At 73.9% G+C, this 22617-nt stretch carries 20 protein-coding genes; 10 read left to right on the forward strand and 10 right to left on the reverse strand.

Annotated features, from left to right (window positions below; genetic code table 11):
* Window positions 1–16 precede the first annotated feature (16 nt).
* Window positions 17–1006, forward strand: coding sequence for a helix-turn-helix domain-containing protein (locus tag ACF08W_RS23360; protein ID WP_392280414.1), 990 nt, complete (start codon window positions 17–19; stop codon window positions 1004–1006).
* On the opposite strand, the gene ACF08W_RS23365 is transcribed toward ACF08W_RS23360, so the two are convergent.
* The 3 genes from ACF08W_RS23365 to ACF08W_RS23375 are packed head-to-tail and all read right to left on the reverse strand — an operon-like array spanning window position 978 to window position 6087.
* Window positions 978–2891 carry an SMI1/KNR4 family protein gene (locus ACF08W_RS23365; protein WP_392280415.1) on the reverse strand — a complete coding sequence of 638 codons (1914 nt, stop codon included), beginning with the start codon at window positions 2889–2891 and terminating at the stop codon, window positions 978–980. The two genes, ACF08W_RS23360 and ACF08W_RS23365, sit on opposite strands and share 29 nt — an antisense overlap.
* Window positions 2892–2939: 48 nt before the next feature.
* Window positions 2940–3800 carry an enoyl-CoA hydratase/isomerase family protein gene (locus ACF08W_RS23370; RefSeq protein ID WP_392280416.1) on the reverse strand — a complete coding sequence of 287 codons (861 nt, stop codon included), beginning with the start codon at window positions 3798–3800 and terminating at the stop codon, window positions 2940–2942.
* Window positions 3801–3855: 55 nt separating this feature from the next.
* Entirely contained in the window at window positions 3856–6087 is a 2232-nt protein-coding gene (locus ACF08W_RS23375; protein ID WP_392280417.1) for an acetate--CoA ligase family protein, read from the reverse strand.
* A gap of 298 nt (window positions 6088–6385) precedes the next feature.
* Between ACF08W_RS23375 and ACF08W_RS23380 the strand changes: the two genes are divergently transcribed.
* Window positions 6386–7750 carry a hypothetical protein gene (locus ACF08W_RS23380; RefSeq protein ID WP_392280418.1) on the forward strand — a complete coding sequence of 455 codons (1365 nt, stop codon included), beginning with the start codon at window positions 6386–6388 and terminating at the stop codon, window positions 7748–7750.
* 83 nt (window positions 7751–7833) lie between these two features.
* Here the strand turns inward: ACF08W_RS23380 and ACF08W_RS23385 are convergent, their stop codons facing one another.
* Entirely contained in the window at window positions 7834–9033 is a 1200-nt protein-coding gene (locus tag ACF08W_RS23385; RefSeq protein ID WP_392280419.1) for a flavin-containing monooxygenase, read from the reverse strand.
* 216 nt (window positions 9034–9249) lie between these two features.
* Here ACF08W_RS23385 and ACF08W_RS23390 point away from each other — a divergent pair, with 216 nt between their 5' ends.
* Together ACF08W_RS23390 and ACF08W_RS23395 are read left to right on the forward strand one after the other, a co-directional pair.
* Window positions 9250–9702 carry a DoxX family protein gene (locus ACF08W_RS23390; RefSeq protein ID WP_385207861.1) on the forward strand — a complete coding sequence of 151 codons (453 nt, stop codon included), beginning with the start codon at window positions 9250–9252 and terminating at the stop codon, window positions 9700–9702.
* A complete protein-coding gene (locus ACF08W_RS23395; protein WP_392280420.1) occupies window positions 9699–10133 on the forward strand; it encodes a Zn-ribbon domain-containing OB-fold protein in 435 nt (144 codons plus the stop codon). Before ACF08W_RS23390 ends, ACF08W_RS23395 begins: the two co-directional genes overlap by 4 nt.
* A 69-nt stretch (window positions 10134–10202) precedes the next feature.
* Here ACF08W_RS23395 and ACF08W_RS23400 read toward each other — a convergent pair whose 3' ends face one another.
* The 3 genes from ACF08W_RS23400 to htpX form a co-directional block, all read right to left on the reverse strand.
* The gene (locus tag ACF08W_RS23400; protein WP_392280421.1) at window positions 10203–10799 is read right to left on the reverse strand and encodes a DUF1707 domain-containing protein; all 597 of its coding nucleotides are present in this window, start codon (window positions 10797–10799) and stop codon (window positions 10203–10205) included.
* Between the two features lie 120 nt (window positions 10800–10919).
* Window positions 10920–11504 carry a hypothetical protein gene (locus tag ACF08W_RS23405; RefSeq protein WP_352275949.1) on the reverse strand — a complete coding sequence of 195 codons (585 nt, stop codon included), beginning with the start codon at window positions 11502–11504 and terminating at the stop codon, window positions 10920–10922.
* A gap of 38 nt (window positions 11505–11542) precedes the next feature.
* A complete protein-coding gene (htpX, locus tag ACF08W_RS23410; RefSeq protein WP_385207871.1) occupies window positions 11543–12478 on the reverse strand; it encodes a zinc metalloprotease HtpX in 936 nt (311 codons plus the stop codon).
* Between the two features lie 270 nt (window positions 12479–12748).
* Here htpX and ACF08W_RS23415 point away from each other — a divergent pair, with 270 nt between their 5' ends.
* A complete protein-coding gene (locus ACF08W_RS23415) occupies window positions 12749–13945 on the forward strand; it encodes a cytochrome P450 (RefSeq protein WP_392280422.1) in 1197 nt (398 codons plus the stop codon).
* Between the two features lie 117 nt (window positions 13946–14062).
* Window positions 14063–14251: a ferredoxin gene (locus ACF08W_RS23420; RefSeq protein WP_385207877.1), complete on the forward strand. Its 189-nt coding sequence runs from the start codon at window positions 14063–14065 to the stop codon at window positions 14249–14251.
* Window positions 14252–14286: 35 nt separating this feature from the next.
* On the opposite strand, the gene ACF08W_RS23425 is transcribed toward ACF08W_RS23420, so the two are convergent.
* Together ACF08W_RS23425 and ACF08W_RS23430 are read right to left on the reverse strand one after the other, a co-directional pair.
* Window positions 14287–15027 carry a pyridoxal 5'-phosphate synthase gene (locus tag ACF08W_RS23425; protein WP_385207880.1) on the reverse strand — a complete coding sequence of 247 codons (741 nt, stop codon included), beginning with the start codon at window positions 15025–15027 and terminating at the stop codon, window positions 14287–14289.
* A 36-nt stretch (window positions 15028–15063) separates the two neighbouring features.
* Complete coding sequence (locus ACF08W_RS23430; RefSeq protein ID WP_385207882.1) at window positions 15064–16233, reverse strand: acetyl-CoA acetyltransferase; 1170 nt, start codon at window positions 16231–16233, stop codon at window positions 15064–15066.
* A gap of 150 nt (window positions 16234–16383) precedes the next feature.
* Here ACF08W_RS23430 and ACF08W_RS23435 point away from each other — a divergent pair, with 150 nt between their 5' ends.
* Window positions 16384–17655: an acyl-CoA dehydrogenase family protein gene (locus tag ACF08W_RS23435; RefSeq protein WP_392280423.1), complete on the forward strand. Its 1272-nt coding sequence runs from the start codon at window positions 16384–16386 to the stop codon at window positions 17653–17655.
* On the forward strand, window positions 17655–18140 hold the full coding sequence (locus ACF08W_RS23440) for a nitroreductase family deazaflavin-dependent oxidoreductase (protein WP_385207889.1): 486 nt from the start codon (window positions 17655–17657) through the stop codon (window positions 18138–18140). The genes ACF08W_RS23435 and ACF08W_RS23440 overlap by 1 nt, the downstream gene beginning before the upstream one ends.
* A gap of 169 nt (window positions 18141–18309) precedes the next feature.
* Here the strand turns inward: ACF08W_RS23440 and ACF08W_RS23445 are convergent, their stop codons facing one another.
* Complete coding sequence (locus ACF08W_RS23445) at window positions 18310–18957, reverse strand: TetR family transcriptional regulator (RefSeq protein ID WP_352275959.1); 648 nt, start codon at window positions 18955–18957, stop codon at window positions 18310–18312.
* 331 nt (window positions 18958–19288) lie between these two features.
* Between ACF08W_RS23445 and ACF08W_RS23450 the strand changes: the two genes are divergently transcribed.
* Complete coding sequence (locus ACF08W_RS23450) at window positions 19289–20095, forward strand: VOC family protein (protein WP_392280424.1); 807 nt, start codon at window positions 19289–19291, stop codon at window positions 20093–20095.
* A 154-nt stretch (window positions 20096–20249) separates the two neighbouring features.
* The gene (locus ACF08W_RS23455; RefSeq protein WP_385207896.1) at window positions 20250–22598 is read left to right on the forward strand and encodes a PQQ-binding-like beta-propeller repeat protein; all 2349 of its coding nucleotides are present in this window, start codon (window positions 20250–20252) and stop codon (window positions 22596–22598) included.
* The last annotated feature ends 19 nt before the right edge of the window (window positions 22599–22617 follow it).

A 22617-nucleotide genomic window follows, 5' to 3' on the forward strand; every position in this document is an offset into this window, starting at 1 on the left:
TGGCTGGGGGGGCGGGATGCTGGTGTCGGAGTTCACGACGGAGACGGTGGCTGCTCCCGAGCGGTTCGCCCTGTGGGAGGAGATCGCGTGCCGTTCCCATCTGCGCAATGTGCTGCGCAGCGAGATGCGGGACGACTTCAGGGCCAGGATGCGGCTGCTGGCCCTGGGCGAGGCCCAGATCTCCGCCCTCGCCCTGCCGCACCTGGACGTGGTGCGCACACCGCGGCTGATCCGGAGCTACGACCCGGAGGTCTACCAGGTGCAGTACGTGATCTCCGGGACCGGGCGGCTCACGCACGCCGACGGCGTCCGCGCGTACGGTCCCGGCCACCTCGTGCTGGCGGACAGCAGCCGGCCCCTCGACGTCACCATCCGGGCCAGCCCGGACACATGGTCCTCCGTCGTCGCCACGGTTCCCCGCGCCCTGCTGCCGCTGCCGGAGCGACTCGTGCGCCCACTGATCGGTGTGCCGATTCCCGGCGGCACGGGCCTGGAGGCCGTCCTCGGCCGCTGGATCACCGATCTGCACCGCCGCGCACACGAGTTCACCTCGCGGGACGTGCCCACCCTGGCGTCGGTCACGACCGATCTCCTGACCTCCGTGATCGGCCGCTGTCTGGACGCCGAACGCGCCGTGCCCCCGGAGACCCGCAACAGCACCCTGCGCATGGAGATCCGCACGTTCGTGGAGCGGAACCTCGCCGACACCCGGCTGACCCCGCAGGCCGTCGCGGACGCCCACCACATTTCGCTGCGCCTGCTCCAGCAGTTGTTCGCGCGGGACGGCACCTCGCCCGCCGCCTGGATACGCCACCGACGCCTCGAACGCTGCCGCGCGGACCTGACCGACCCGCGCTTGGCCGACTGCTCGATCCAGACGATCGCCGCCCGCCGGGGGCTTGCCGCGCCCGCCCACTTCAGCCGGCTGTTCCGCGCCGCGTACGGGATGACGCCGAGCGACTACCGGTACGCGTCGGTCAGGACGGGGCTTCCCGGCCGAGCCTGATCACGGCGTACCCCTCCCCTTCCCCCGGCGGGCGCGTCCACGAGCGGGTGGTGAAGGTGTGCAGCCGCCCGGTCGTGAGCGCGTGACGGGGCAGCCGGACGCCGAACTCCTCGGACACGGCCTCCAGCAGCGCCCGCTCCCCGGCGATGCCGCTTCCGGGGCCGAAGAGCCGGTCGGGGTCCAGGGACCGGGGTATCTCCCCGGTGCGGTGCGTCTCCCCGTCCGCGTGGGTGAAGGCGTACTGCTCGACGCCGTCCCGGGCCACGGACAGGTGGAGGAAAGGCTCCCCGCGTCCGGGGCGCGGGGAGCCGCACCACACGACCACCGCGCGGGTGCCGGTACCGGCGCTCGCGGCGACGGCCGGGGAGACGAACCGGTCCGCGTCGAAGTGCGCGGGGTCGCCGTCGAAGGCGAAGCTCCAACGGTCCCCGGCCCGGCCGACCGCTACGAGGGCCCGGTCGTCGTAGGACGAGAACTCCCACCTTCCGTGGAACGCGCGCCGACGCGTCTCGGCGGGCGTCATGGGGGCCTCCAGCCCCGCCCCGTCCCCGTCCGCGAGGCGTCCCGGCAGATCCGCCGGCGCCACGCCCTCCAGCAGGACGAACCGGTAGGAGGACGGACGGTCGTGGGAGTCCGGGTCCGCGAGCCAGGCCAGGCCTTCCGGGTCGAGGCCGGCGGTCCGGGCGGGGGACGCGCCCCGCTGACCGCCCCGGGGCGTGGACAGCAGCTCGCGGCCCCGCTCCGGAGTCAGCAGGGGGCCGAGCAGAGGATCGGCCAGCCACCCCAGCGGCGCCAGGTGGTCCGGGCCCAGCGGCAGCCAGTCCGGCAGGGCGTCCGCCAGCGTCCGCCACGCGGCGTCGCAGTCGCCCCACCGCGCCAGCTCCCGCGCCCGCCCGACCGCCGCCCCGAACGGCCCGGCCGGCGCGTACCGGTAGGTGCCGGCCCGCATCTCCTCCAGCATCGCGCGGGCCGAGGCCACCACCTCCTCACCGGCGCCCCGCATGTGGAACGTCAGCGTGGAGTCGTTCCGGAGAGGGTGCGCCGCGTGTGCGGCGACCAGTACGGGCAGCAGGTCCGGCGCGTACCGGAGGTCGGCCGCCACGTCGTCGAGACGTACCGTGCCGGTCTCCCCGAGCAGGCGGCGTATCTGGTCGCCCAGGCAGACCGCCCGCGGCCTGCCGTACTCCTTCGCCTCGTCCAGCAGCGGCAGCGCCCCTTCCCAGTCGCCGCGCAGCGCCGCCTGCCGGGCCCGCTCCATCCGGGCGTCCTGCTCCCGTGTGGTGTCGTTGACGAACTCCGGCTCCCCGTCGGCCGGATGTGCCCGCAGGCTGTGGAACTCCCGGTGCATCTCCCGCATGAACGCGGCGAAGTCCGCGTAGCGTTCGGGCGGCGCGGCCCGCCAGCTCGCCCAGCTGTACACGGCCCATTCGCCGTTCTCGTCCACGTCCTCCGGGTCCAGGACGACGTGCATGGCGTCGGCCTCGACGTCGATCCGGAGCCCGCGCCGCCAGACGCCCGCCTCCCGCCACTCCTCGGGATCGGAGTCCTCGTCCAGGTACTCCTCGAAGATGTCCGCGAGCCCGGACTCGTCGTCGTGCCAGTGGACCTCGGCGCTTCCCGCCAGCAGCCAGACGAAACCGCCCGCGTGCTGCCATCCGTCGCTGACCCGGAGGAACTCCCGGTACGACGGGGGCAGTCGGCGGCCGAGGCGCTTCTCCACGGCCGCGATCCGCTCCTCGGACGCGGGTGGGAACCCGAGCCACCGCGCCCGCCGCGCGGCTTCGTCGTCCGCGCTCCGCGTCTCGTCGTCGGTCAGGGAGTCCGCCCACTCCGCACTCCACCTGAGCAGGAACGGCTGCCAGTCGAACGGTGTCGTCTCCGTCATGGGCCCGATGCTGCCACCCGCCACTGACAGCGCCCGGTCCCGGAAGCGCTACCGTCCCCGGAACTCCGGCTTCCGGCGCTCGACGAAGCTCGCCACCCCCTCCTGGGCGTCCCGCGTCGTCATATTGATCTCCTGGGCGGCCGCCTCGGCGGCGAAGGCGGTCGCGCGGTCGGCGTCCAGGGAGGCGTTGACGAGCTGCTTGGCGAGGACGATCGCCCGGGTCGGGCCCTCGGCCAGCCGCCGCGCCCACTCCGTCGCCGTCGCCGCCAGCTCCGCGTCCGGCACGACACGGTTGACCAGCCCGAGCCGTTCCGCCTCCACCGCCGGGAGCGCGTCGCCGAAGAACATCAGTTCCTTCGCGCGCTGCGGGCCGATCAGCCGGGGCAGCAGATACGCCCCGCCGCCGTCCGGGACCAGACCGCGGCGCACGAACACCTCGATGAACCGGGCCGATTCGGCGGCCAGCACCAGATCGCAGGCGAACGCGAGATGGGCGCCGATCCCGGCCGCCGTGCCGTTGACCGCCGCGATCACCGGCTTCTCGCAGTCCAGGACCGCGCCGATCAGCCGCTGCGCGCCGAGCCGGATCGTCCGGGCCACGTCGCCCGGCACCCGCTCGCCGGAGGCCGGGGACGAGCCGCGCAGATCGGCGCCCGCGCAGAAGCCGCGACCGGTGGCGGTGAGGACGACGGCCCGTACGGCCGGGTCGGCCGAGGCGTCCGCGAGCAGGGCGATCACGCGTTCCCGCTGCTCCCAGGTGACGGCGTTCATCGCCTCGGGCCGGTTGAGGGTGATCCGCAGGACGCCGTTGTCAGTGGTGTGCAGTACCAAGGGAGCGTGCGGATCGGCGGGGCCCGCGGCCCCGGTGGATCCGGTGGACTCGGTGGTGTCTTCGGGGGAGGACGGCATGGGCGGGCTCCTGGGGGGTGGTCGGTGGTTCGCGCGGCGGGGCGGCGGTGGTCGGTCAGCGGCAGACGGCGAGCGCGTCGAGCGCCACCGCGCCCTGCCCCCGCCCCAGCACCATCAGCGGGTTGATGTCCAGCTCGGTGAGGTCGTCGCCCAGCTCCAGCGCCATCCGCTGCACCCGCAGCACGACCTCGACGAGCGCGTCCACGTCCACCGGCGGACCGCCCCGGACGCCCTCCAGCAGGGCCCGGCCGCGCAGTTCGGCCAGCATCGAGCGGGCCTGGTCCTCACCGAAGGGCGGCACCCGCACCGCCGTGTCGTGCAGCACCTCGACCAGGACGCCGCCGAGCCCGACCGTCACCGTCGGGCCGAACAGCGCGTCCTGGGTGACGCCGACCATCATCTCGACGCCCCGCTCCACCATCTGGCAGACCAGGATCCCGTCGAGCTCGATGCCCTCGTACCGGGCGATGTCGGTCAGCTCGCGATAGGCGTCGCGCACCTGGCTCGCGGAGGTGAGCCCGACCTTGACCAGACCCAGTTCGGTCTTGTGGGCGAGCTGCGCGCCCGACGCCTTCATGACCACCGGGTAGCCGACCAGCCCCGCGGCCCGGACGGACGCCGCGGCGCTGGTCACCAACTGCTCGCGCGGTACGCGGATGCCGTACGCCCGCAGCAGCTGCTTCGCCGCGTGCTCGCTCAGCCGGCGGCCCGGCCGCATCAGGGCCTGCGCCTTGCGGAAGGACGGCGAGGGGGTGCGGGGCGCCTCGTCGAAGGGGGAGCGGTACGACGCGGTGAACCGGTGGTGGTCCAGGTACGCCTTCACGGCGGTGACGCAGTTGCCGAAGGTGCGGAAGGTGGCGACGCGGGACGAGCCCAGCAGCGTCGTGCGGTAGGCGTCCTCCGTACCGACGGGCGAGCCCCACACCACGCACACCAGCTTGTCCGTGGTCTCCGCCGCGTCCACCAGGTCCTGGGCGAGCTTGTCGCTCATCGGCGGGAACGGGCCGGTGATCGGACAGATCAGCACGCCGACCGCGGGGTCGGCGAGGATCGCGTCGATGATCTTCCGGCCGCGCCAGTCGCCGACCGGATGGCCGCCGTTGTCCACCGGGTTCGCCACGTTCAGGTACGCGGGAATCCACTCGTGCAGTTCGCGCTGCTTCGCCTCGGACAGGGTGGGCAGGTCCAGCCCGGCGCCGGTCGCCAGGTCCGCGAAGTGCGCCCCGGTGCCGCCCGAGATCGAGTAGACGACGACGCCCTCGGCCCGGGGAGCGCGGGCGCGGGCGAGGAGGGTCGCGGTGTCCTGGAGCTCGTCGAGCCCGTCCACCCGGATCACGCCGAACTGCCGCATCGCCGCGTCCACCACTTGGTCGGCGCCGGTCAGCTTGCCGGTGTGCGAGGCGGCCGTGCGGGCCCCGGTCTCCGTGCGCCCCACCTTGACCGCCACCACGGGCACCCCGGCCCGCGCCGCCCGGTCCGCGGCCAGCAGGAAGGACCGCCCGTCCTTCAGCCCCTCCACGTAGCAGGCGATGGCCCCGACCTCCGGGTGCTGCGAGAAGTACGCGATGAAGTCGGCGGTCTCCAGATCGGCCTCGTTGCCCGTGGGCGCCCAGTGCGAGAGCCGTACGCCCAGCTCCTGAAGGGTGAACAGGGGGCGGCCCTGGTGACCGGACTGGGTGATCAGCGCGATGGCCGGGCCCTCCAGGTCGTCCCGGAACCGCTCGAAGGCGTTGAGGTTGGTGTTCGGTCCGAGCAGCCGCAGCCCGGACCGCTCCACCGCCTCGGCCAGCCGGGCCTGCGCGGCGGCACCCTCCTCGCCGGTCTCGGCGAACCCGGAGGCGAAGGCGACGGCGAACCGCACCTTGGCCTGCGCCAGTTCCTCGATCACCGGGAGCGGGTCGGCGACCAGGAGCACGGCCAGATCGACCTGCTCCGGCAGCTCCCCGACCGACGGCGAGCAGGCCAGCCCGAACACCGACTTTCGCGTCGGATGCACCGGATACAGCCGCGCCCCGACCCGCTCGGCCCAGCCGATCAGCTGCCGGGTGATGCCGGTGTTGGGGCGGCCCTCGGCGTCGGAGGCGCCGATGACGGCCACGGACTCGGGCCGGAAGAAGCGGTCCAGGTCCGGCACGGGAGCGTACAGCGGCCGGCCGCTGACGTCCGGTACGCGTTCCTCGGTGGCCTCGACCGTCACGCTGTGGACGGCCGCGTGCGGCTCCTCGCCGCAGGCCACCACCCTGGCGCGGAAGTCGGTGGTGAAGGTGCCGTGAGTCGATCCAAGCATCGTTCGCCCACTCCTGCCTGAGGTCCGTCGGGGTTCCTGTACGGCCAACAAAAGCTGACACTCTGTCAGGTTACTGAACTGACGGCTCGTCAGGAATGGTCGTGCAGGCAAAGACCGGCGGGAATCCGGTCCGTGGCGGAGCGCGGGGCGGAGCCGTACGGGCTCCAGGGGGCGCGCGCGGTGCCGTACAACCTCCTGGTGATCTTGGGTGTCCAACGGTCGGCCGGGCCCGCCCGCCGGCCGTCGTCCGAGGTCCAGGGGGTCTGCCGGCCCCCGGGCCCACTTCGTTGGGGGAAACATGAGATCCACCTCCGTCCGGCGCACCGCGCGCCTCGGGGCCTGCGCCACCGTCGTCGCCGCCGGGCTGCTGACCGCCGGTCTGGCGGTCCCCGCCGCGGCGCAGGACCTGCCGCAGACCGACCGGCTCTGGATCCAGGCGCCCTCCGAGCAGAGCCTTCCGCTCGGGGCCGACCTGCCGGACCGCCCGCTCGACATCGGGATCCACCACGACAACGACAACTTCGCGGTCACCGACGGACTGCTCTCGGTCGACGCCTCCGGCCTGGCCGGGGTGGCGCAGGTGCAGTGGCCCTCGAACTGCGCCCCGAGCGGGTCCACGGCCGTGTGCGCCGTCGACGAGGTCCCGGTCGGTGGTGACGACTACAGCCCCCAGGTGCGGCTCGGGCTCAAGGCCGCCGCCGGTGCCGGCGTCGGCGCCCATGGCCGGATCAGCTACGAGGCCGTCGCCACCGGTGGTCCGGACGGCACCCTGGAGGCCCCGCACGGTTCCTTCGAAACCGAGGTCACCGTCGGCGCGGGCCCGGACCTGGCGGTCAGCGGGCTCAACCCGGTGAAGGGCGCCCGGCCGGGCGATGTGCTGACCGTGCCGTTCACCGTGACGAACCGGGGCGGCGAGCGCTCCGAGGGCCTGCGCGCGGTCGTCACCACCACGTACGGGGTCACGTTCCCCGAGGAGTACGCCGAGTGCGTCTACGGGACGACGACGGGCGGTGACGACGTCCCGATGCACACGGCCACGTGCGACTTCGACCAGGTCGTCGAGGCGGGCGGCACGTTCACGCTGCCCCGGCCGCTGCGGGTGGCCCTCGCCGGCCACGCCTACCGCGAGCGGGTGGAGGTCGTGGTCCGGCCCGGCAACGGCGCCACCGACCTCGCGGAGGAGGACAACTACGACGCCGCCGGTATCCAGGCGGAGAACACGGCGGACTTCGAGGCGCGCGGGGCCCGGGTCGCGGGCGCGGCCGGGGAGACGGTCACCGCCGCGCTCGCCTTCCGTAACAACGGCCCGGCCTGGATCGGCAACCTCGGCTCCGGCGACTCCGTCGCCGCCGTCGACCTCACTGTTCCCGAGGGCGTCACCGTCACCTCCGCCCCGGCCGGCTGCGAGCCGCGCACCTTGAGCGGCGGCTACCACCCGAACCCGGTCGGCGCCCCGCGGTACAGCTGCGAGATGCCGATCTGGACCCTGCCGGACACCGAGCGCGCCTTCCCGTTCGAGCTGCGCATCGACCGGGTGGTCCCGGACGCGGCCGGGCGCGTGGTGCTCACCACCGGCGGCGCCAACCCGGTGACCTTCCCGTTCGATCCGCAGCCCGCCAACAACACGGCGTGGCTGGTGGTCAACCCCACGTCCGCGTCCTGACCGGACCCGACGAGGGAGCGGGGCGCGGCCGGATCCCCGGTCGTGCCCCGCTCCCCCCGGCCAGGGGGAGTGCGGACGGGCCGTCAGCGGGAGGTGTGGTGGCGGCGGGCGATGCGCTTGGCTATCTTCCGCGCGTCCAGTGCCAGTTCGCGGAGCATGCCGCTGATCGGGTTGGTGAAGCCGGTGAAGTGGAGGCCGGGGGCCTGCTTGGGGGAGTGGGCGCCGTGGACCGTCGGGCGGCCCCGGGCGTCCAGCACCCCGAGGTGGCCGACCAGGCCCTCCAGCCCCCGCCGGTAGCCGGTCGCCGCGATCACCGCGTCCGGGGTGATCCGCTCGCCGTCGGCCAGCACCACCGCGTCCCCGTCGAACGACTCGACGGCCGCCACCGGCACCACGAGGCCGCGCTTCACGGCGTCGATCAGCCCCACGTCCTGCACCGGGATGGCCCCGTCCCTGACCCGCGAGTACAGTCCCGTGTCCGGGCGCGGCAGCCCGTACGCGGCGAGGTCCGGCACGGAGATCCGGCCCATCAGCCGCGCGGCCCGGTCCACCAGCCGCACCGGCAGCCTGCGCACCAGTACGGCGGTCGACTGCGCGGGCCAGCCGGCCGTGGAGCGGCGCACGATGTGCGGCACGGTGCGCACCGCGATCCGGACCCGCTCCGCCCCGCCCTCGACGAGGTCGACGGCGATCTCCGCCCCCGTGTTGCCGATGCCGACGACCAGGACGTCCTTGCCCGCGTACGGGGCCGGGTTGCGGTACTCCGAGGCGTGGATCAGATCGCCGTCGAAAGTGTCGAGGCCGGGCCATTCCGGAACGCGCGGCGTGTGGTTGAAGCCGGTGGCGACGACGACGGCCCGGCCGGTCAGCACCCGGCCGCCGGTCGCGGTGAGCTGCCAGTCGCGGCCGTCCGGGGCGCGGTCGATCCGGGACACCTCGACCCCCGTCACGACTTCCAGCTCGTGATGGTCGGCGTATTTGTCCAGGTAGCGCACCATGTCGTCCCGGGACACCCAACGCCCGAACCGGCGCGGCATCGTGAGCCCCGGCAGCGCGGACCGGCGCCGGGTGGTGTGGAGGTGGAGCCGGTCGTAGTGGCCCCGCCAGGAGGAACCCACCCGGCCGGACTTCTCCAGCACGACCGCTCGTACGCCCAGTTCGCGCAGGGACGCCGCGACGGCGAGACCGCCCGGCCCGCCGCCGACGACGTAGACGGGGCGGTCCTCGGTGAGGTCGGTCCGTGCGGAGCGGGAGCTTCCGGCGGTACCTGCGCTGTCGGACATGGTTCGGAGCGTAATCGCGCACCTGGTTGATGGGTCTCGGTCAAGACCGGAATCGATTGCGAATTGATCACGGGGGTGCGGGTCATGCGCGGATGCGCCCGCGCATCGCCCCTGAACCGCCCGTGAGTTGTCCGCGCGCTTCCGCATGCCTCTTGCGGGAGTCGCCCGTCATCAGGTGAACTGACGTACCGTCAGATTCCTTGAGTGGGAGGCACCGTGCAGACGATCTGGCTCGGCGGAGCCGAGTGGCTCGCCGTTCTGCGGATAGGGCTCGGCCTGTGGTGGCTGGAGAGCTGGCGGCACAAGGACAAGAAGGGCTGGTTCGAGCGCGGTACGGGCATCGCCTGGGCCGCCGACGTGGCGGAGAAGCACCGCTGGGCCGCCGTGCGCACCGGCTTCCGCCGGATCGTCGCCCCGCGTCCCCGGCTGATGGCCTACATCGTCGTCTACGCCGAACTGGCCCTGGGGCTCGGCCTGGTGGTCGGCCTGCTCACCCCGGTGGCACTGGTCGGGGGGCTCCTGCTCAACCTTCTCTACCTCGTGCTGATGATCCACGACTGGGCCGAGCAGGGGCAGAACGCGATGATGGCGCTGATCTCGCTGGTCGCGCTCTTCGCGATGGCCTGGCAGACCTGGTCCCTCGACGCGCAGATCGGACTCTTCCCGTGACCTCGGCCGCCGTACGCTTCGACCTGCCCGAGCCCGACGCCTTCACCCGCCCGTACTGGGACGCCGCCGCCGAGGGGCGCCTGCTGCTGCGCCGCTGCCGCGCCTGCGGGCGCGCCCATCACTACCCGCGCGAGTTCTGCCCGCACTGCTGGAGCGAGGACGTCGACTGGGAGACGGCGAGCGGCGACGCCACGCTCTACACCTGGTCCGTCGTCCACCGCAACGACCTGCCGCCGTTCGGCGCCCGCGTCCCGTACGTCGCCGCCGTGGTCGAGCTGGCCGAGGGGCCGCGGATGATGACGGAGGTGGTGGAGTGCGCGGAGTCCGCGCTCGCCGTCGGCATGGCGCTGCGGGTCGCCTTCCGGCGCGAGGAGGGCGAGGAAGGTGCGGAGGGCGCGGAGGCCGTCGCGGTCTTCCGGCCGGGGGACTGACGGAGCCGCCGGGGACTGGCGGGGCCGGGCGGGCACTGGCGGGGCCGGGCGGGGCCCGAGGAGCGCGGGTCAGGATTCGAGGGCGCGCAGCTTGCGGCGCTCGATGAAGTTCGGGTGGCGCAGGTACACCCCGCCCATGCCGCTGGAGCCCGTCAGGCGCAGCACCGGGGCGCCGGGGGTCCGCTCGTGCGTGGTCCGGTCCTTCAGCGCGCCGAGGCCCTGGTCCACCCGGTCGACGTCGACGCCCCAGCCCTCCGGGACCACGATCCGTACGCCGCCCATCTCGCCGCGCACCTCCACCTCGACCTCGCGCAGCCGGCACTCGGCGCGGGTGAAGTCGATCCGCACACCGCCCATGCCGCCCTGCGCGACGATCACCGCGGGCACCTTCCAGGCGCCCGCGCGCTTCGCGCCGTACATCCCGCCCTTGAGGACCAGCGGTTCGCCCGCGGCCACCTCGATCGGGACCAGGTCCTCGGTGAGGGGGGCCAGGTCGGCGTAGGTCTTGGCCGCGAGTGCCTGCCCGAGCCGGGTGTCCAGCTCGTCCAGGTCGATCCGGCCCTCGGCGGCCGCCTCCCGCAACTGCTCGACCACCGCCTCCCGGTCGGCGTCCGAGGCGCGCATGCGGGCGGCGGCGGAGGCGGGACGGGACGGCTCGGCAGTCATGGCAGTGATCATACGGGCGTACGAGCACCGAATCCCAGTGCCGGAAGGGCGTCCGGGACGGCTTCCGGAAAGGCTCCTGGACCGGACCCCGGCCGCCCGGTGGTCGGGCTGCCCACCCCGTCACAGCCCCGGGGCGCCCCACACCGGGAACCAGCGGGCCAGGTCCTGTTCCATCCGGAGGTCGTCCCCCAGCACCGCCCGCACCTCCAGCTCCAGCTGGTTGTCCCGCTTCTCGGCGCCGCCGGGCACCGGGGCGAACGGGTAGAAGGTGCCGCGCTTGTAGAGGTAGACCAGGGCCAGCGGGCGGCCACGCCCGTCGCGGAAGCCGATCAGCGAGCAGAGGAGCTGCGGCCCGAAGCCGCCGTCCTGGAGCAGGGTGTTGACCGCGTGCAGGTCGTTGACCAGGGTCGCGGTGTCGTCGGCGGGGTGGCGGGAGAGCAGCCAGGTGTACCCGTAACCGTCCTGGTGGAACTCCACGGGGATGCCGCCGCGCCCGGTGTCGGCGTCGAGCAGTTCGCGTACGTCCTCCTGGAGCCGGGCGAAGGCGCCGCCCTCGACCCCCGCGAAGCAGACCGAGCCGAGGCCGGTCGGCGCGAAGCCCGCGCCCGCCTCCAGGGTGAGGGCGGCGGAGGGGACGGCGAAGAGCGCGTCGAGATCGGGGCGGACCGGCTTGCTCCGGCCCAGGATCGCGTCGAGCAGACCCATGGACGGTCACCTCCGGGCGGTGGGGGCGGGGGCGGGGCTCACGGGCGGCCGAGCTCGGCGGAGATACGGGCCAGTTGGTCGAGCCGCTTCTCCAGCGTCGGGTGCGAGGAGAGCAGCCGGCTCAGGCTCTCCTTGGACGAGAACGCGGGCACGAAGTAGAAGGCGTTGTACGGCTCCGCCTTCCGCAGGTCCTCGGTCGGGATGCGGGCCATCTGGCCGCTCACCTTGGTGAGCGCCGAGGCCAGCGCGGAGGGGCGGCCGGTGAGCAGGGCGGCGGCGCGGTCGGCGGAGAGCTCGCGGTACCGGGAGAGCAGCCGGGTCAGCAGGAAGCTCAGGCAGTACACCCCCGCGCTGATCAGCGGGATCAGCATGATCGCGATGCCCACCGGGTCGTTGCTCCGGGAGCCCCGGGAGAGCCCGCCCCACAGCGCGACCCGGGTGATGATCCCGGCGAGCACGCCGAGGAAGGAGGCGATCGTCATGACGGCGACGTCCCGGTGCGCCACGTGCGACATCTCGTGCGCGAGCACCCCCTCCAGCTCGCCCGGCTCCAGTCTGCGCAGCAGTCCGGTGGTGGCGCAGACGAGCGCCGTCTTCTCGCTGCGGCCGGTCGCGAAGGCGTTCGGCACGTCGCTCTGCGCGATGGCCACGCGCGGTTTCGGCATATCCGCAAGAGCGCAGATCCGGTCGATCGCCCCGTGCAGCTCGGGTGCCTGCTCCGGAGTGACCTCCCGGGCGCCCATGCTGAACGCCGCGATCCGGTCGCTGAACCAGAACTGCGCGACGAACATGCCGCCGACGAGGATCAGGATGATCGGCCAGGCGCCGCGCAACACGGCGAGCAGCACCCCGACCAGCACCACGTACAGCAGGCCGATCAGGAACATGGTGCCGACCATGCGGGTCGTCAACCCGTTGTCCGGGGCGTAGCGAGAACGGGGACGGGCGCGGGATCGGGTACGTGTTCGGCTCATCGTCGCCTCCGCATTCCATCTTGCTCCTCGCTCCTCGCGGACGGAAAACGGGCGGCCCCGCTTCCCGCGGGCGGGCCGGGCGCCCCTGAACGGGGTACTCCGGTACGGCGGCGGGGAAAACGCGGCCGGGCGTGCCCGGGCGGTGCCGGCGGCGGACAATGGAGAACACCGAGGACAAATGGCCGAACATCACCTGGACCCATTAGGTGCCTGAGGCATCTAGTGGGCGGAGATCGGTAGGACACCCCCCTCTCTTCTGCGAGGTCCGCCATGGCAGACGCCGAGACCATCTCCTTTCCCCAGAACCGCACCTGCCCCTACGACCCGCCCGCCGGATACCGGGGCACCGCACCGGAACGGCGCCCCGTGGCCCCGGCCCGCCTCTACGACGGCCGTACGGTGTGGCTGGTCACCGGGCACGCCGAGGCGCGCGCCCTCCTGACCGACCAGCGGCTCTCGTCCGACCGGGAGAACCCGGAGTTCCCGCTCTTCGCCCGGCGACTGGCCGAGACCTCGGTGCGCCGTGTCGAACTGCTCGGCGTCGACGACCCGGAACACAACGTCCAGCGCCGGATGCTGATCCCGAGCTTCACGGTCCGGCGGACCGCCGCGCTCCGGCCGCGCATCCAGGAGATCGTGGACGGCCTGCTCGACGCGATGGTGCGGCAGGGCCCGCCGACCGATCTGATCGAGGCGTTCGCCCTGCCCGTGCCCTCCATGGTCATCTGCGCGCTGCTCGGGGTGCCCTACGAGGACCACGAGTTCTTCGAGGCGCAGTCCCGCAGGCTGCTGCGCGGCCCGGAGGCGTCGGACGTCGAGGAGGCGCGGGAGGCGCTCGACGCGTACTTCCGCGAGCTGATCGCCCGGAAGCGGGCCACCCCCGGCGACGGGCTGCTCGACGAGCTCATCGCCGACCGGCTGGAGACCGGGGAGATCGACGGCGAGCAGTTGGTGCGGCTGGCGGAGATCCTGCTCGTCGCCGGACACGAGACGACCGCGAACATGATCTCGCTCGGCACCTTCACCCTGCTCCGCCACCCCGACCAGCTGGCCCGGCTGCGCGGCTCGAAGGGGCTGGTGCCCTCGGCGGTCGAGGAGCTGCTCCGCTTCCTGTCGATCGCGGACGGGATCTCCCGGGTGGCCGTGGAGGACATCGAGGTGGCGGGGGTGACGATCCGGGCGGGGGACGGCGTCGTGCTGTCCGTCGCGACGAGCAACCGGGACGAGGCCGCCTACCCCTCGCCCGACGAGCTGGACCTCGGCCGGAACGCGCGCAACCACGTCGCGTTCGGCTTCGGCATCCACCAGTGCCTGGGCCAGAACCTCGCCCGCGCCGAGATGGAGATCGCGCTGCCCGCGCTCTTCGACCGGCTCCCCGGGCTGCGGCTCGCGGTGCCCGCCGAGGAGATCCCCTTCAAGCCCGGCGACACCATCCAGGGGCTGCTCGAACTGCCCGTGGCCTGGTGAACCCGGTGACCGTCCGGCCGACCGGCCGTGCCCGGGGCGGCGCGTACGGCGACGGCACGGCAACGGCACAGTGATCGGAACGTGGTGATCGACATGCGACCGGAAGGATCTGCCGGAATGCGGATCAGTATCGACCAGGGCCGGTGCATCGGCGCGGGCCAGTGCGCGCTGACCGCGCCGAAGGTCTTCACCCAGGACGACGACGGGTTCAGCGAGCTGCTGCCCGACTACGAGGAGGCGCTGGACGGACCCACGGTGCGGGAAGCCGCCCGGGTCTGCCCGGTACAGGCGATCACCGTCGACTGACCGGGCCCGGACGACGGCACTTCGAAGGACGGGACCTACGGCCAGAGGAGGTCCCGCTCCCACCCCGCGTCCCGCCGCCGGTACCGCAGCCGAACGTGCCGGCGGCGGGCGTCGCCCTGGAAGAACTCGGCCTCCCGAGCCTCCACCACGTACCGCGTCCAGCTCGCGACCTCCGTGTCCGGCGCGGTGCGGGCCCGCTCCCAGGCGGCGTCGGACGCCCGCTCCAGTTCCTCCACCGAGCCCAGCACCTCGCTCTGCGCCCCGGTGAGCGCCGCCGCGAGCGCCCCCGTGGACCGGGCGCGCAGATCGGCCCGGCTCTCGGCGGGCGGGCAGACGGCGACCGGGCCCCGCAGCCGCACCTGGCGGCCCTGCGCCGGCCAGTAGAAGCCGAGCGCCGCGTACGGGCGGGCGGCGAGCTGGCGGCCCTTCGCGCTGGTGCGGTGGGTGGCGAAGTGCCAGCCGCGCCCGTCCGCGTCGTGGAGCATCACCGTCCGTACGTCGGGGTGGCCGTCCGCGTCCGTGGTGGCCAGCGACATCGTGTGCGGCTCGGGCTGTCCGGCGGCCACCGCCTCGGCGAACCAGCGGTGGAAGAGCGCCAGCGGGTCCGGGGGAGCGGCGGCCGGGTCGAAGGAGGGCAGCTCCACGTCCCAGACGCGCTGGGCGTGCAGCAGGCCGAGGAAGCTCCGGTGCGCCTCGCGCGCGTCGTACGGGTCCGGGGAGCCGGGTGCGCCGGGTGCTTCGTGGGCGTCCCGCGGGCCGTGTGCGTCGGTCGTCATGGACCCATTGCAGCGCACGCCCGGCTCGTTTCCCCGTCACCCCCGCCCCAGCACCACCGTCCCCGAGGAGCAGAACCAGCCACCCGTGCCCGAGGCCACCGCCAGCTCCGGAAGCGCGCCGTCCGCCCGGCGCACCTGGCGTTCGCCCGCCTCGCCGCGCAGTTGGCGCACCGCCTCCACCAGCAGGAACAGCCCGCGCATCCCGGGATGGCAGGCGGACAGGCCGCCGCCGTCCGTGTTGACCGGCAGTTCGCCCCGCAGCCCGGTCCGGCCCTTCTCCACGAACGGGCCGCCCTCGCCCTTCGCGCAGAACCCCAGGTCCTCCAGGGTCACCAGGGTCATGTACGTGAACGCATCGTAGATCTCGGCGAGATCGATCTCCGCGGGCCGCACCCCGGCCCGCTCGAAGGCCAGCCGCCCGGAGACCGCCGCCGGGGAGACCGTGAAGTCCTCCCACTCGGACATCGTGGAGTGCGAGACGTGCTCGCCCGTGCCCAGGATCCACACCGGGTCCGTGGCGGTGTCCGGTACGTACTCCTCGGCGGCCAGCAGCACCGCGCAGCCGCCGTCGCTGCGGATGCAGCAGTGCAGCTTGGTGAACGGATCCGCGATCATCGGCCCGGACAGCACGTCGTCGACCGTGATCGGCTCACGGAACATCGCGTCCGGATTGGCCGCCGCGTTGGCCCGCGCCCGCACCGCCACCTCGGCGAGCTGCTCCAGCGTGGTGCCGTACTCGTGCATGTGGCGGCGGGCGGCCATCGCGTACTTGGCGATCAGAGAATGCCCGTACGGCACCTCGAACTGGAGCGGTCCGCGCGCCCCGAAGGAGAGGTTGGAGGTCCGCCGCCCCGCCCTGATGTCCGCCCGCGCCGTCGACCCGTACACCAGCAGGACGGCGTTGGCGCGCCCCGCGGCGATGGCGTCCGCCGCGTGGGCCGCCATCACCTCCCAGGTCGAGCCGCCGACCGAGGTGGAGTCCACCCAGGTCGGCTTCAGGCCCAGGTACTCGGCGACCTCGACCGGGGCGAGCGTGCCGAGCCCGGCGGAGCCGAACCCGTCGACGACGGACCGGTCCAGCCCCGAGTCGGCCAGTGCCCGGCGGGCGGCCTGGGCGTGCAGGGCGTACGGCGTGGCCGTGTCGACCCGCCCGCAGTCGGCGAGGGATATCCCGACGACGGCGACCTTGCGCTGGGAGGAATCCATGGATCTGACGGTACATCAGATCCCGGGTGCGGGGCAGACCCCCGCCCCCGGCCCCTTCCGTGCGCGACCCTGTGCATCTCGTTGATCCCCACCTAATATGACGCTCCGTCAGATGAGGGGTTACGGACCCCTCGGCGGAAGGAGCCCGAGATGGATGCCGCCTTCACCGCGGAACAGGACGGGATACGCCGCGCCCTCGCCGGACTCCCGGCCGCGCGCCCCGCACCCGGCACCGGCGCCGGAGACGATGACGACGACACCGCCCCACCGCCCGTCGACGGCTACGACCCCGGCGTGTGGCGGCGGCTCGCCCGCGACCCCGGTCTGCCCGGACTGGCCCTGCCGGCGGAGTACGGCGGCGCCGGCCACGGACCCACCGGGCTCGCCGTCGCCTGCGAGGAGACCGGCCGCGTCCTGCTGCCCTCGCCCCTGATCGCCACCGCCGTGCTGGCCGCGCCGCTCGTCGCCGCGCTCGGCACCGACGCCCAGCGCACCGCGCTGCTGCCGCGCATCGCGTCCGGTGAGCTGACCGCGACCCTCGCCGTCCCCGGCGGATCGCTCGCCACCGCCCTCGGCCTCACCGGCGACCCGGCGGGCGCCACCTGGTCGGGTGGCGGCCGGGCGGGCGGCATCCAGGCCAGGCCCGTCGCCGACGACGGCCCGGACCGCTGGCGGCTGTACGGGGAGGCCGACCGGGTCCTCGACGGGCACACCGCCGACGTGCTGCTGGTCGCGGCCCACACCGGCGGCTTCCCGCGCAGCCGTACGCTCCTCTTCCTCGTCCGGCCGGACGGGGCGACCGGACTCGTCCGCGCCGCCCGCACCCCGCTGGACCGGACCCGCCCGCAGGCCCGGCTCGAACTCCGGGACACCGGGGCCGAACTCCTCGGCGCCGACCCCGCCACCGACGTGACCGGCGCCCTCGCCGAGGCCGGGCGGACCGCCGCCGCGCTGCTCGCCGCGGAGGCGGTGGGCTCGGCGGCGGGCGCGCTGGAACGGACGCTCGGCCGGCTCCGGGCACCGGGCGCCCATCGCGCGACGGCGGGCGGGCACGGGGCCGCCGAGCACCGCCTCGCCGACCTCTACGTACGGGTGCAGGAGGCCCGCTCCGCGGCGTACTGCGCGGCCTGGAACCCGGCCGCGGCCGGCGGGCTCGCCCTCGCCCAGGCCCTGGAGGCGCTGCGGACCACCGCCGCCGAGGCCGTGCAGCTGCCCGGCGGGGGCGGCCCCGGCCGGGAGCGCGAGGCGCGGCTGTACTTCGGGCGGGCGGCCGCCGCCGAGCTGCTCTTCGGCCCCGTGCACCGGCTCCGCGACCACGCGGCACGACGGGCCGGGCTGCTCGCCGAAGGGGTGCCGGGGGCGGCGCGGTCGCCGGGAGCGGCGACCGGGCCGGGACCGGCCGAGCGGGTGGGGGCGGTCTGATGGCACCCGGCGTCCGGCTCGTCCAGAAGGTCTCCGCCACCCGTACGTTCGCGAGGATCGCCCCGCACGTGGTGCCCGCCATGGACCGCGCGGTGCACCGGCTCACCCGGGGCCGGGTGCTGCTCAGCTCCCGGATGCTGCCGGGGCTGGTGCTCACGGTGCCGGGGGCGCGCAGCGGGGTGCCGAGGACCACCCCGCTGGCCTGCATGCCGGAGGGCGGCGAGCGGAGCTGGATCCTGGTCGGCAGCAACTTCGGCCGCACCGGGCATCCGGCCTGGACCGCGAACCTGCTGGCCGGTCCGGACCGCGCGGTGGTCAACTGGCGGGGCCGGGACATCCCGGTGCACGCCACGCTGCTGAAGGGCGCCGAGCGCGAAGAGGTGTGGGCGGCCGCGCTGAGGTTCTGGCCGCCGTACGCGGCGTACCAGGCGAGGATCGACCGGGAGATCCGGCTCTTCCGGCTGCGTCCCCGCGAGGACTCCTGAGCCGCGGCTGCGGGGGGCTCCTGAAATCCCGGAGGGCCGGGAGGCGGGGCGGCCCCGGGTGCACCGACGGCGGACCACATGCGTGGCCCGCCGCCGGTGTGACAGGACCTGGAGTGCGCCCGGGGCGGCCGCACGCTCCCGGGTGAGGAGGGGGCCGTCGGCGCCGGGGCTACTTCGGGGGCTTCTTGCCGGTGATGCCCAGATGCACCAACAGCGCGAGGTTCGGCTTCAGTTCGGCCTGCTTCACGCCCCAGGTGGTGAACCCCTTCTGGTGCGAGGCGACGGCGGCCAGCATCGCCACCAGCGAACCGGCCATCGCGGCGGCGCTGACCTCCTGGTCGACCCTGCCCTTGGCCTGGAGCTCCTTGACCGAATCGGTGAGGGAGTTGGTGACCGAATTCAGGATCTTCATACGGATCTTGTAGAACCGCTTGTCGCCCTCGGCGGCACCCAGGTCGACCACGCGGAGGATCGCGTCATGGCGGCGCCAGAAGTCCAGGAACCCGTCGACGAGTTCCTCGGCGGTCTGGCGGCCGGCCTTGCCGACCCAGGACCGCCCGGCGACCAGTTCGGTCAACCCGGCGCCCTCCTTGGCCATTTCCTCCGCGATTTCGAGGACCGCGCCCTCGACGTCGGGGAAGTACTGGTAGAACGTCGCGGGGGAAGTCCCCGCCTTCCGGGCCACGTCGATGACTTTGACGTCCCGGTACGGCGAGGAGCTGAGCATCTCGCTGAGGCAGTCGAGCAGTTTCTGCCGCGTCGCCTGCCCGCGCCGACCAGCCACGCGGCCGTCGACGGTACGCACTTGTCCTGTCATGCCGTCAGCTTACCGAGGGGTGATCGGAGCGCGATTCGGCCGACTGCAAATGGGGTTCGCCGCAGTTGTGGCGGGGGGAGTGGCCGGATTTCGCCGGATGCGCACCACGGAGTGACAAGTCTTATCAACAGCCTGTGGATAACTTCCGTGGATAACTTTCCGTGACGGTGTGGGCGGGGATCCCTTCCGGCGGGGGCGCGCCGGGCATTTTCGAAGATATGTCCGATGTGGCCAGGTCGGTGCGCGCGCCACGCGCACTCCCGCTACGTTGACTGTGACGAGCGTCACTGGTGTGCGTCGCGCGTGACGGATCACGGAAGGACCCGGACCCATGGCCGTATTCGCACCATCCGTGCCCTGCTGGGTGGATGCGCGCCTTCCCGACCTGGAGGCGGGCAAGCGCTTCTACGGCGAGCTGTTCGGCTGGACCTTCCGGGCGGGCGAGGGCCCGTACGCGGACGCCTACAGCGGCGGCCGGCTCGTCGGCGCGCTCTCCGCCAAGCGGGACGGGCGGATGCCGACCGGCTGGGAGATCTACTTCGCCACCGACGACATCGCGGCCGACACCGCCCGGATCAGGGCGGCGGGCGGCCAGATGGTCACCGAGCCCGTCCCGGCGGGCCGGGCCGGGGTGCTCGCCCAGGCGGCCGACCCCGGCGGCGCGGTCTTCGGGCTCTGGCAGGCCGGTGACCGCGCGGGCTTCGAGAAGCGGAACGAGCCCGGCTCCTTCTGCTGGACCGAGGTCTACACCCGCCGCAGGGACGAGGTGGACGCCTTCTACGAGTCCGTCTTCGGCTACCGGGGTACGGATATGGACGACCCCGGAACGGCCGAATCGGGTCTCGACTTCCGCATGTGGTCCCCGGCAGGCACCGAACCCGGCCCGGACACCGCGATCGGCGGCCGCAGCGTCATCACCGACGCCTTCCCCGCGGAGATGCCCAGCTACTTCCTCACCTACTTCGCCGTCGAGGACTGCAACCGCACGGCCGGGCACACCGTCCGTCTCGGTGGCCGGATCTCCGCGCCGCCCTTCGACATCCCGCACGGGCGGATGGCGGTGCTCCAGGACGACCAGGGGGCTGTTTTCGCCGTACTTCAGCCCCCTGTGCCCGAGAAGGGGCAGAGTGAGCTGTGACACCCCGATCCGCCCCCGGGTTCGCAACCACGGCCTCAGCCAGGAAGAATCGGGGGAGCGCACCGCCGGGTGGTGCCCAGTGGTGAGACGCCGTACAGGGCGGGTGTTCGCGGGCTTCTTCACTTGAGGCCCGTACGGGGAGGTGGCAGGGCAAGTGGTGGAGCAGCTGACGCAGCACGACCCGAGGCGGATCGGCCCGTTCGAGGTGCTGGGCCGGCTCGGTGCCGGCGGCATGGGCCTGGTCTATCTCGCCCGCTCGGCTTCCGGCCGACGGGTGGCGATCAAGACGGTCCGTACCGAGCTCGCCGAGGACCAGCTGTTCCGGGTCCGGTTCACGCGCGAGGTGGAGGCCGCCCGCGCCGTCAGCGGTTTCTACACGGCCGCGGTCGTGGACGCCGACCCGCGCGCCGCCGTGCCGTGGCTGGCCACCGCCTACGTACCGGCGCCCTCGCTGGAAGAGATAGTGACCGAGTGCGGCCCCATGCCCGCCCAGGCGGTCCGCTGGCTGGCCGCCGGGATCGCCGAGGCCCTCCAGTCGATCCACGGCGCCGGGCTCGTCCACCGCGACATGAAGCCGTCGAACGTGCTCGTCGTCGAGGACGGCCCCCGGGTGATCGACTTCGGGATCGCCTCCGGCGTCTCCAACACCCGGCTGACCATGACCAACGTCGCCGTGGGCACCCCCGCCTACATGTCGCCCGAACAGGCCAGGGACTCGCGCAGCGTCACCGGCGCCAGCGACATCTTCTCGCTCGGCTCCACGCTCGCCTTCGCCGCCACCGGCCACGCCCCGTACCACGGCGGCAACCCCGTCGAGACGGTCTTCATGCTGCTGCGCGAGGGCCCCGACCTGACGGGGCTGCCCGAGGAGCTGCGGCCGCTCATCGAGTCCTGCATGCAGATGGACGCCGGGCTGCGCCCCACCCCCGCCGACCTCCAGGCCCAGCTGGCCCCGCACCTCTTCGCCGCCGGCGGCGACGACAGCGGCACGGCCTCGGCCTGGCTGCCGGGCTCCGCCACGGCGATGATCGAGCAGCGCCGGGGCGGCCGGAAGCCCGCCCCGCCGGCCCCGCCCGCGGCGCCCGCCCCGGTCCCGCCGCCGCCCCAGGCGCCGCCGCGCGTCGACCCGCGCCCCTCCGTCGCCGTCGCGGCGCACCGCCCCGATCCGGGCGGCCCGGTCCGGCTGCCCGGCGCCAAGGTGCCGATCGGCCCCGGCCCGCGCGCCCAGGACGTCCGGGCCGCCGCCTCCGGCGAGGCGGGGCACGCGACCGGCTGGGTCCGCCCGCCCGCCGGGGTGACGGCCGCCGCCCCGGCCGCCGCCCCCGTGCCCGCCCCCGGCCGTCCGGTCGAGCCCCCGCCGGGCCCGGACCGCTGGCGCCCCTGGCGGTTCCGGATGTCCAACGACGTCTGGGGCACCCCGGTCGTCTCCGGCGACCTCCTCTACGTCACGTCCTTCGAGGTGCACGCCCTGGACGTCGGCAACGGGCGGCGCCAGTTCAAGACCCGGGACGTGGCCTGGGTGATGGCCGTCGAGGGCGGCCGCATCCACGCCTCCGACGGGCCCTCGCTCTACGCCCTGGACGCGGCGACCGGCACCGAGCGCTGGCGGCTCCAGACGGACGCCTGGGTCTACGCCCTCAAGGCCGACCGGGGCACCGTCGTCACCGGCACCCGGGGCGGCGGCGTCCAGGCATGGGAGGCCGCCACCGGCGAGAAGCTGTGGGAGGCCACCGGCGTACAGACCGACTTCGAGACGCCCGAGGCCGGGCCGGTCATCCACGACGGCACGGTCTTCCTCTGGCAGGACGCCAGGCTGCGCGCCGTCGACGCCCGCACCGGCATCGAGCGCTGGTCCTACCCGATCGGCGACGCCGCCTCCTGCGGCGGGGTGCCGGTCCGGCTGACCCCGGCGCCGGACGGTTTCGTCTACGTCAGCGCGGGGGCCCGGGTCCTCGCCGTGGACACCGTCTCCGGGCATGTGCGCTGGCACTTCGAGTCGCCCGCGGTCTTCCTCTCGCCGCCCGCGTTCGCCCCCGGCCCGGCCGTCACCGGCGGTGGCGTCTACCTCGCCGACTACCTGGGCACCGTGTACGCGCTCGACGCCTCGACCGGCAAGGACCGCTGGCGGATCGCCACGGAGGCCCGCCAGTCGGCCGAGCCGGTCCTGGTCGCCGCCGGGAACGTCCACGTCGGCAGCGGCAGCGCCCTCTACACCCTCGACGCGGTCACCGGCACCCCGAAGTGGCGGTTCGCGGCGGGCGGCGAGGTGGTCGGCTCCCCGGTGGTCGCCGACGGCCGGGTCCACTTCGGCTCCGCCGACCACGTTCTCTACACCCTGGACGCGGTGGGCGGCCAGCTCCGCTGGAAACTGGCGACCGGCGGCGAGATCACCGGCTCGCCCGTGGCACAGGGCGGTGTCGTGTACGCGTGCAGCAAGGACCGCTGCGTGTACGCGCTGGACGCGCTGAAGGGCACGGGCACCGGCAACCGGGCCAGGGTGTGACACCACCTCCCGGGGCGTG

The organism is Streptomyces sp. NPDC015144 (genome assembly GCF_043079735.1).
Taxonomy (GTDB): Bacteria; Actinomycetota; Actinomycetes; order Streptomycetales; family Streptomycetaceae; genus Streptomyces.

Bases quoted from the DNA above. Each gene is read 5' to 3' on its own strand.
- ACF08W_RS23385 (WP_392280419.1), bottom strand. From the start codon at position 9,033: ATGTCCGACAGCGCAGGTACCGCCGGAAGCTCCCGCTCCGCACGGACC.
- ACF08W_RS23360 (WP_392280414.1), top strand. From the start codon at position 17: ATGCTGGTGTCGGAGTTCACGACGGAGACGGTGGCTGCTCCCGAGCGG.
- ACF08W_RS23435 (WP_392280423.1), top strand. From the start codon at position 16,384: ATGGATGCCGCCTTCACCGCGGAACAGGACGGGATACGCCGCGCCCTC.
- ACF08W_RS23380 (WP_392280418.1), top strand. From the start codon at position 6,386: ATGAGATCCACCTCCGTCCGGCGCACCGCGCGCCTCGGGGCCTGCGCC.
- ACF08W_RS23430 (WP_385207882.1), bottom strand. From the start codon at position 16,233: ATGGATTCCTCCCAGCGCAAGGTCGCCGTCGTCGGGATATCCCTCGCC.
- ACF08W_RS23400 (WP_392280421.1), bottom strand. From the start codon at position 10,799: ATGACTGCCGAGCCGTCCCGTCCCGCCTCCGCCGCCGCCCGCATGCGC.
- ACF08W_RS23425 (WP_385207880.1), bottom strand. From the start codon at position 15,027: ATGACGACCGACGCACACGGCCCGCGGGACGCCCACGAAGCACCCGGC.
- ACF08W_RS23440 (WP_385207889.1), top strand. From the start codon at position 17,655: ATGGCACCCGGCGTCCGGCTCGTCCAGAAGGTCTCCGCCACCCGTACG.
- ACF08W_RS23415 (WP_392280422.1), top strand. From the start codon at position 12,749: ATGGCAGACGCCGAGACCATCTCCTTTCCCCAGAACCGCACCTGCCCC.
- ACF08W_RS23405 (WP_352275949.1), bottom strand. From the start codon at position 11,504: ATGGGTCTGCTCGACGCGATCCTGGGCCGGAGCAAGCCGGTCCGCCCC.
- ACF08W_RS23445 (WP_352275959.1), bottom strand. From the start codon at position 18,957: ATGACAGGACAAGTGCGTACCGTCGACGGCCGCGTGGCTGGTCGGCGC.
- ACF08W_RS23370 (WP_392280416.1), bottom strand. From the start codon at position 3,800: ATGCCGTCCTCCCCCGAAGACACCACCGAGTCCACCGGATCCACCGGG.
- ACF08W_RS23375 (WP_392280417.1), bottom strand. From the start codon at position 6,087: ATGCTTGGATCGACTCACGGCACCTTCACCACCGACTTCCGCGCCAGG.
- ACF08W_RS23420 (WP_385207877.1), top strand. From the start codon at position 14,063: ATGCGGATCAGTATCGACCAGGGCCGGTGCATCGGCGCGGGCCAGTGC.
- htpX (WP_385207871.1), bottom strand. From the start codon at position 12,478: ATGAGCCGAACACGTACCCGATCCCGCGCCCGTCCCCGTTCTCGCTAC.
- ACF08W_RS23450 (WP_392280424.1), top strand. From the start codon at position 19,289: ATGGCCGTATTCGCACCATCCGTGCCCTGCTGGGTGGATGCGCGCCTT.
- ACF08W_RS23365 (WP_392280415.1), bottom strand. From the start codon at position 2,891: ATGACGGAGACGACACCGTTCGACTGGCAGCCGTTCCTGCTCAGGTGG.